Origin of the sequence: Streptomyces sp. YS-3 (assembly GCF_045257485.1) — a bacterium.
Classification (GTDB): domain Bacteria; phylum Actinomycetota; class Actinomycetes; order Streptomycetales; family Streptomycetaceae; genus Streptomyces.
The window spans coordinates 1-7,550 of record NZ_JBJHPC010000358.1 but is presented as its reverse complement, the minus strand read 5'-3'; the positions used below and the strand labels follow the sequence as shown (position 1 = coordinate 7,550).

The following is a 7,550-nucleotide window of genomic DNA, read 5'->3' as shown; positions in this document are numbered from 1 at the left end:
CTGCCCGCCCGCACGGGCCCACGACATCGCGGTCCACGCTTCCGTGCGCGGCACCCGGGCCATCAGGAGCTGGTCGTAGGGCGTGTCCAGGTGGCGTACGGAGGCGCGGACCGCCGCCGTCACCGCGTCCTCGTCCAGCGCGCGGCCCGCCGCCGTGCGGCCCACCCGGCCGCTGCCGCGCACCGAGGCGTGGACCGCGATGTCGTGGGCCCGTGCGGGCGGGCAGCCGGGGAACAGGCGCAGGATCTCGGCCTCCAGGGCCGCGGTGAAGCGGACGTCCTCGGCGGCGCGTCGGAGCGCGTCGCGGGCGCGGCGGCGCGCACGGGCCTCCGCGTCGGCCAGACAGCGCTCCTCGGCGACGGCGAGCGCCGCCTCCTCGACGAGCACGCCCCGGCGTTCGTACCGGCGCCGTCGGCGGTTGAAGCGGATCACGACCGCCGAGAGCGTGCTCTCCTCGCGGGCGCGGCGCGTCAGGGCCGTGTCGCCGCGCGGCAGGAACACGAGGTGTCCGAGGTCGGCGCAGTCCAGGCAGCGCGGCGCGCCCGTGTCCGGAACCAGCCGGGGGAGGGGGCCCCGGTCGCAGTCGCCGCAGCGGTGCCGTCTTCTGGGTTCTATGACGAGAATGGCCCGCCTCCCTCACGCGCGCCCCCCTGTCAGCCCCCCTCTCCTGGATCCCTCAATGGCCGCCCGGGCAAACCGGGCCGGTCCCGGCGGTGCTCACTGCCGGTATCCGCTGAGGAAGCGTCCGATCCGGCTGATGGCCGCGTCCAGGTCGTCGGCGTGCGGCAGCGTCAGGATCCGGAAGTGGTCCGGGCGCGGCCAGTTGAAGCCCGTCCCCTGCACGACCTGGATCTTCTCCCGCAGCAGCAGGTCAAGGACGAACTTCTCGTCGTCTTCGATCGGGTGAACCTTGGGGTCGATCCGGGGGAACGCGTACAGCGCGCCCTTCGGCTTCACACAGGACACCCCGGGGATCTCGTTCAGCTTCTCCCAGGCCCGGTCGCGCTGTTCGTGCAGCCGGCCGCCGGGCGCGGTCAGCTCCTTGATGGACTGACGGCCGCCGAGCGCCGCCTGGATCGCGTACTGGGCGGGTGCGTTGGGGCACAGCCGCATGGAGGCGAGCATGGTCAGCCCCTCCAGGTAGTTCCTGGCGTGCTGCTGGGGGCCGCTGACGACCAGCCAGCCGGAGCGGAACCCCGCGACCCGGTACGTCTTGGACAGCCCGCTGAAGGTGAGGACGACCAGGTCGGGAGCGAGGGCAGCGGCACAGTGGGCGACGGCGTCGTCGTAGACGATCTGGTCGTAGATCTCGTCGGCGAACACCATCAGCTGGTGGCGGCGGGCCAGGTCGAGGATGCCCTCGATGACCTCCTTGGGATACACCGCGCCCGTGGGGTTGTTGGGGTTGATGATGACGACCGCCCTGGTGCGGTCGGTGATCTTCGACGCCATGTCGTCGAGGTCGGGGTACCAGTCGGCCGACTCGTCGCAGATGTAGTGGACGGCTCTGCCGCCCGCGAGCTTGGTGACGGCCGTCCAGAGCGGGAAGTCGGGCGCGGGGATGAGGACTTCGTCCCCGTCCTCGAGCAGCGCCTGCACGGCCATGGAGACCAGCTCGGAGACGCCGTTGCCGAGGAAGACGTCGTCTACGGAGACGTCCGGCAGCCCCATCGCCTGGTAGCGCTGGGCGACGGCGCGCCGCGCCGAGAGGATGCCGCGCGAGTCCGTGTAGCCGTGGGCCCGCGGCAGCATCCGGATCATGTCCTGGAGGATCTCCTCGGGTGCCTCGAAGCCGAAGAGCGCCGGGTTGCCGGTGTTGAGGCGCAGCACGCTGTGGCCCGCCTCCTCCAGCGCGTTGGCCTGCTCGATGACCGGGCCGCGGATCTCGTAACAGACCTCGCTCAGCTTGCTCGACTGCCGGAACTCCATGCCGTGGCCCTCCCGAGGTGCCCAGATCCCTCTGGTGTGACTCGCCTGTCCTGCGTCACTCGAATGTGCGTCACTTGGTTTTACCAAGTGGGAGCTTGGAAAGTCCAACATCTTGTCTAGACTGCGTCGTATGCCACGTCAGCCACGCCGTAGAAGCTACGACCAGTACTGCGCCGCTGCCCGCGCCCTCGATGCCGTCGGGGACCGGTGGACGCTGCTGATCGTCCGGGAACTCCTCGCGGGACCGCGTCGTTATACGGATCTGCACGCGGATCTCCCCGGCGTCTCCACGGACGTGCTGGCCTCCCGCCTCAAGGACATGGAGCGCGAGGAGCTGGCGACCCGCCGCAGGCTGCCCCCGCCGGCAGCCGCGACGGTGTACGAACTGACCGCGCGCGGACGTGAGTTGCTGCCCGTGCTGACCGCCCTCGCCGCCTGGGGCGCGCCGGACCTCGCCGAGCGGCGGCCCACCGACGCCGTGCGGGCGCACTGGTTCGCGATCCCGCTGATCCCGCTGCTGCGCCGCCTCCCGGGCGGTCCGGCGGTCCTCGACGTACGGCTGGACGAGGGCGAGTTCCACGTCCGGACCGACGGGGGCGGAGCAGCCGTGGACGGCGTCGGCGATGCGGTGTACGGGGAGGGGCCGGCGCCGGACGCCGACGCCCGGCTCGTCCTGGACGCCGACACCTGCCGCGCGCTCGCGGAGGGCGCGCTGACGGTCGAGGAGGGCGTCAAGGCGGGACGGATCGAGGTGACGGGCGAGGGGCCCGTGGCGGCGGCGCTGCGGGGCGCGTGAGCGCATCACACCCCGGGCCCCCGCCGCGTACGCGCGAGCGGCCCGCATCATGGAGGCGTGCGACTCGAAGCGATCACATGGGAACGGCTGACCGAGGCCCTGGCGGAACGGGCCGTGGACGCGCGGTCCGAGGGCGGCGGCCCCTGGCTGCGCGTCGGCGTCGACGGCGCGCCCGCGGCTGGGCCCGGTGAACTGGCGCACGCACTGGCCGAGGCGCTGCGTCTACGGGGCCGTTCGGTGCTCGTCCTGTCCACCGAGGGCTTCCTGCGGCCCGCCTCGCTGCGTTTCGAGTACGGCCGCGAGGACCCGGACAGCTACGCCGACGGCTGGTTCGACACGGCGGCGCTCTGGCGGGAGGTGTTCGACCCGCTGGAGGCCGGGGGCAGCGGCCGGGTGCTGCCCGACCTCTGGGACCCGGTGACCGACCGGGCGACGCGGAGCGAGTACCGGGTCCTCCCGGAAGGGGGCGTGCTGGTGGTGCACGGGCCGCTGCTGCTGGGGCGCTGGTTCCCCTTCGACCTCACCGTCCACCTCCGTCTCTCGCCGGGCGCGCTGCGGCGGCGCACGCCGGAGCGGGACCGGTGGACGCTCCCCGCGTTCGAGCGGTACGAGGAGGAGGTGCGGCCCGCCGAGGCCGCTGACGTCGTCGTGCGCGCCGACGATCCGAAACACCCGGCGTGGGACGGCGGGGCCGGCTAGCGGATCAGTCGTGCTCCGGCGGCCGTCCGCCCACCACGGTCACCGCCAGCGCGCCCGCCCGGCAGCCGGCCTGCGCCGCCTCGGCCGGGCCCGCGCCCGCGAGGAGCGCGGCGAGGAAGCCGCCCGTGAAGGCGTCGCCCGCGCCCGTCGAGTCGACGGCGGCCGTGTCCGGCTCCGGCGCCGCCACCCGGGCGACGATCTCACCGCCCACCGCCACCAGCGCCCCGACCGCCCCGAGCGTCACCGCCACCAGCGGAAACCTTCGGCTCAACTCGGCCGCCGCCCCGGCGGGTTCGGCGAGGCCGCTGAGCAGCCGCGCCTCGTCGGCGTTGGGCAGCAGCGCCTGGACGCCCCCGGCCGCGGCCAGGAACCGCTCGACGCCCAGCTCGGCCAGGAACCCCGCCGACGCCGGGTCCAGACTCACCGGGACCCCGGCCTCCAGTGCCGAGCGGCACGCGGTGCGGGCCAGTTCACGGCTGGCGTCGGCGAAGAACAGATAGCCCGAGAGATGCAGCCGTCCGACGCCGTCCAGGAACGCCGGGTCCCAGTCGGCGGGGGATATGCGCAGCACGGCGCCGCTGTCGGTGAGGAAGGTGCGCTCGGCGGTCGCGGCGTCGACCAGCGAGACCACGGTGGCGGTGGGCGCCACCGGGTCCGCGATCAGCAGCGGCCGTACGCCCGCCCGCCGCAGCCGCCGCTCGTGCCAGTCCAGCGCGTCGCTCCCGACCCGGCCCAGGACGCGCACGTCCGCGCAGCCCGAACGGGCCGCCCAGCAGGCCGCGTTGGCGCCCGCCCCGCCCGGAACCGTGCGGATCTCGGCCGCCGTGTCCGTGGCCGGAGCCAGCGGCCCGCGATGCCGGGCCACGACATCGGTCACCACGTCCCCGACGACCAGCAGGCCTCGCGGAGCAGCCGGTTCCGGCCCGGCGGGCGCGTCCGTCACAGCGCCGCCGCGATCGCCGCCGCCAGCCGTACGTTGCCGCGCACCGCCGCCACGTTCGCCTCCAGGGACGCCCCGCCGGTGTGCCGCACCAGATGGTCGAGCAGGAACGGGGTGACGGCCTGGCCCGTGACGCCCTGCTCGCGGCAGGCGGCCAGGGCCTCGGCCAGCACCCGGTCGTGCAGCTCCGGATCGAGCTGCTCGGCCTCCGGGACCGGATTGGCCACGATCAGCGCCGAATCGGGGCCGATCGCCTCATGGGACCGCAGGACGTCGGCGACCTCCCGCGGGGTGTGCACCGTCCAGTCGACCGGCTCGCCGGAGTCGGCCAGATAGAAGCCGGGGAAGCGGTCCGTCCCGTAACCGATCACCCCGATGCCGAGCGTCTCCATCCGCTGGAGCGTCGCCGGCACGTCGAGGATCGACTTCACTCCCGCGCACACCACCGCCACCGGGGTACGGGCCAGGAGCTGGAGGTCCGCCGACTCGTCCTGGGTCTCGGTCCAGCCGCGGTGGACCCCGCCAAGCCCGCCGGTGGCGAAGACGCGGATGTCCGCCCAGTGCGCCAGGTAGGCGGTCGCGGAGACCGTGGTGGCCCCGCTCGCGCCCGTGGCCAGCGCCATCGGCAGATCGCGGTGGCCCAGCTTGCGCAGACCGCCGCCCGCGACCCGCTCCAACTGGTCCTTGTCCAGGCCGACATGGGGGCGCCCGTCCAGCACCGCGACCGTGGCGGGAACGGCGCCCTGGGCCCGGACCAGCTCCTCCAGCTCCGTCGCCACCCGCAGATTGCGCGGGCGCGGCAGTCCGTGGGCGATGATCGTGGACTCCAGAGCGACCACGGGACGCCCCTGGGCCAGGGCCTCCCGCACCTCGGCGGACACCTTGAGTACGTCGTCGTAGGACATGCCCCATCCCTGGCGCGCCCGCGCACCGCGTAAACGTCCCCGGGGCGATCACCCGTGCGAGGCGCGCGGTACGAGGTCCGCGGAGGCGGTGGCCGCGAGGCCTACGGGGCCCGCCCCCGCGACCCACTCGGCAGGAGTCTGCTCCCGGTCGGCGGTTCCGGCCAGAGGCGGCGTCGGGGTCGGCACGGCACCTGGCTAGATTGGCGCGCCATGACGACCAATGATCACATCGAGACCCCTTCCGCCGACGCGCTCGCACCGGCCTCCTTCGTTGTCCACATCCCGGACGCCGAGCTGGAGCCCGAGCCCCTGGACCCCGGCCAGATCGTCTCCGGCACCCCGGAGGTCACCGGGAAGGTGCTCTGGGAGTCGCCCGACGGCAAGCAGGTGCGCGGCATCTGGCAGATCACGCCCGGTGTGGTGACCGACACCGAGGCGAACGAGCTCTTCGTGGTGGTCGGCGGACGGGCGACCGTCGAGGTGGCGGACGGCGACACCCTGGAGCTGGGCCCGGGCGACGCGTGCGTGCTGCGGGAGGGCGACCGGACGACCTGGACCGTGCACGAGACGCTGCGCAAGGCGTACCACATCAGCCTGTAGCCACCCTGTGGCTCCGCCGGTCGGCGGGCCGCCCCGGAGGGCTCAGAACAGCGGCTGCGGCAGCACCCCCTCCAGGGCGAGCAGCCGCCGCTTGGTCTCCAGGCCGCCGCCGAACCCGCCCAGTCCGCCGTCGCTCTCCACCACCCGGTGGCAGGGCACCACCACGGGCAGCGGGTTGGACCCCATGGCGGCGCCCACCGCCTGCGCCGCCCCGGGCCGGCCGACCCGGTCGGCGAGGTCGCCGTACCCCACCACCGTCCCGTACGGAACGGTCGCCTCCAGTTCTTGCAGCACCTGCCGGTTGAAGCCGGAGGACAGTGACCAGTCCAGCGGGAGGTCGAACACGCGCAGGTCGCCCGCGAAGTACGCCTCCAGCTGCCGTATGGGCTCGGCGAGCGGACCCGTCCCGTCGCGGCGGGCCGGGGACGGTTCGGCCCCCAGCCGGGCGGCCAGGCCCCGCAGGGCCCTGTCCCGGACCGTCTCGCGGGCGTGGAAGACCACGCTCACCAGCCCCTGGTCGGTCGCGGCCAGCAGCAGCGGGCCGATGCCGCCGCCGACGACCGCCCACTCCACCCGCCCCGGCCCCCGCGGGGCGCCCTCGAACCGCACGTCGCTGTCCATGCCGTCACCGTACGGCGCGCCACTGACAACGCCCGCCGGGCCGGCGCCGGGGCCCGGTCCGTCCGGTCACCGGGGGGCCGTTCGCCGCCCGGCGGACCGGGGTCCGTTTGCTCTCGTGGAACTACGGAAAACCGGCCCTCCCGGTTCAAGGTGTCGACAAATTGGCGCGAAAATGTTTGCCTGTCGCTCGGCGAGCCTTAATGTCGCCCCGAACCAGGGCCTCGGCGACAGCAGTGGGCCTCTTCAGTCGGTAGTCGGTACGGGGTGAAGGGCACACATATGCACGGGACGGTCGACGGTTTCACCTACGGACTCGTCACGCCGGTGGTGGCGTTCCTCATGGCCTGTCTGGGCGGCGCGCTCGGGCTGCGCTGCACCGCCAGGTCCCTACGGGCCGACCGGCCCTTCAGAGCGCTGTGGCTGGCGCTCGGGGCCACCTCCATAGGCTCCGGCATCTGGACCATGCACTTCATCGCGATGATGGGCTTCTCGGTCCGTCAGGAGGTGCTCGGTTACGACCGGCCGATCACGTTCGCCAGTCTGGGCCTGGCCGTCGTGATGGTCGGCATCGGCATCTTCATCGTCGGCTACCGGGGCGCCACGCCCCTGGCACTGGTCACCGGCGGGACCATCACCGGGCTCGGCGTGGCGTCGATGCACTACCTCGGCATGGCCGGAATTCGACTGCACGGGGAGTTCGCGTACAACACCCTCACCGTCAGCCTCTCCGTAGTCATCGCGGTCGTCGCCGCCACCGCCGCGCTCTGGGCGGCCGTCTCCGTCCGGGGCTTCCTGGCCAGCCTCGGCGCCAGCGTCGTCATGGGCCTGGCCGTGAGCGGTATGCACTACACCGGCATGGCCGCGCTCAGCGTCCATCTGCACGAGGGTGCGGGCACCGCCACCGGGGACTCCCCGGCCACCGTGCTGGCGCCGATGCTGATCGGCCCCGTGGCCTTCCTGGTGCTCGCGGGCGTCGTCGTGATGTTCGACCCGCTCGTGGTGATGGGCAGGCCCGAGTGGGAGAAGCGACCGCCGCGCCCGGCGCCCGCCCCCCGCCACC

9 protein-coding genes are annotated in these 7,550 nt (G+C 73.7%); 4 read left to right on the top strand and 5 right to left on the bottom strand.

Annotated elements, in window-relative coordinates; all coding sequences use genetic code 11:
* On the bottom strand, window positions 1-615 hold a 615-nt coding region (locus ACJA3G_RS24920), incomplete at its 3' end, for a DUF2293 domain-containing protein (RefSeq protein WP_406555278.1).
* A 102-nt stretch (window positions 616-717) separates the two neighbouring features.
* Complete coding sequence (locus ACJA3G_RS24915; protein WP_406555276.1) at window positions 718-1,929, bottom strand: pyridoxal phosphate-dependent aminotransferase; 1,212 nt, start codon at window positions 1,927-1,929, stop codon at window positions 718-720.
* Window positions 1,930-2,059: 130 nt separating this feature from the next.
* Here ACJA3G_RS24915 and ACJA3G_RS24910 point away from each other — a divergent pair, with 130 nt between their 5' ends.
* Both ACJA3G_RS24910 and ACJA3G_RS24905 read left to right on the top strand, forming a co-directional pair.
* The gene (locus ACJA3G_RS24910) at window positions 2,060-2,725 is read left to right on the top strand and encodes a winged helix-turn-helix transcriptional regulator (RefSeq protein WP_406555275.1); all 666 of its coding nucleotides are present in this window, start codon (window positions 2,060-2,062) and stop codon (window positions 2,723-2,725) included.
* A 57-nt stretch (window positions 2,726-2,782) separates the two neighbouring features.
* On the top strand, window positions 2,783-3,424 hold the full coding sequence (locus ACJA3G_RS24905) for a uridine kinase (RefSeq protein ID WP_406555274.1): 642 nt from the start codon (window positions 2,783-2,785) through the stop codon (window positions 3,422-3,424).
* Between the two features lie 4 nt (window positions 3,425-3,428).
* Here ACJA3G_RS24905 and ACJA3G_RS24900 read toward each other — a convergent pair whose 3' ends face one another.
* A complete protein-coding gene (locus ACJA3G_RS24900; protein WP_406555273.1) occupies window positions 3,429-4,367 on the bottom strand; it encodes a carbohydrate kinase family protein in 939 nt (312 codons plus the stop codon).
* The gene (locus ACJA3G_RS24895) at window positions 4,364-5,269 is read right to left on the bottom strand and encodes a pseudouridine-5'-phosphate glycosidase (protein WP_406555272.1); all 906 of its coding nucleotides are present in this window, start codon (window positions 5,267-5,269) and stop codon (window positions 4,364-4,366) included. The genes ACJA3G_RS24900 and ACJA3G_RS24895 overlap by 4 nt, the downstream gene beginning before the upstream one ends.
* 210 nt (window positions 5,270-5,479) lie before the next feature.
* Here ACJA3G_RS24895 and ACJA3G_RS24890 point away from each other — a divergent pair, with 210 nt between their 5' ends.
* Window positions 5,480-5,869, top strand: a complete 390-nt coding sequence (locus ACJA3G_RS24890) for a cupin domain-containing protein (RefSeq protein ID WP_406555271.1) — start codon at window positions 5,480-5,482, stop codon at window positions 5,867-5,869.
* 42 nt (window positions 5,870-5,911) lie between these two features.
* On the opposite strand, the gene ACJA3G_RS24885 is transcribed toward ACJA3G_RS24890, so the two are convergent.
* Window positions 5,912-6,490 (bottom strand): methylated-DNA--[protein]-cysteine S-methyltransferase, encoded by a 579-nt coding sequence (locus ACJA3G_RS24885; protein WP_406555270.1) that lies wholly within the window; start codon window positions 6,488-6,490, stop codon window positions 5,912-5,914.
* A 279-nt stretch (window positions 6,491-6,769) separates the two neighbouring features.
* On the opposite strand from ACJA3G_RS24885, the gene ACJA3G_RS24880 reads away from it, so the two are divergent.
* On the top strand, window positions 6,770-7,550 hold a 781-nt coding region (locus tag ACJA3G_RS24880), incomplete at its 3' end, for an MHYT domain-containing protein (RefSeq protein WP_406555277.1).

What these genes read in the sequence shown, in the direction of transcription:
- ACJA3G_RS24890 (WP_406555271.1), top strand. Translation starts at nt 5,480, where the DNA reads ATGACGACCAATGATCACATCGAGACCCCTTCCGCCGACGCGCTCGCA.
- ACJA3G_RS24910 (WP_406555275.1), top strand. Translation starts at nt 2,060, where the DNA reads ATGCCACGTCAGCCACGCCGTAGAAGCTACGACCAGTACTGCGCCGCT.
- ACJA3G_RS24895 (WP_406555272.1), bottom strand. Translation starts at nt 5,269, where the DNA reads ATGTCCTACGACGACGTACTCAAGGTGTCCGCCGAGGTGCGGGAGGCC.
- ACJA3G_RS24915 (WP_406555276.1), bottom strand. Translation starts at nt 1,929, where the DNA reads ATGGAGTTCCGGCAGTCGAGCAAGCTGAGCGAGGTCTGTTACGAGATC.
- ACJA3G_RS24885 (WP_406555270.1), bottom strand. Translation starts at nt 6,490, where the DNA reads ATGGACAGCGACGTGCGGTTCGAGGGCGCCCCGCGGGGGCCGGGGCGG.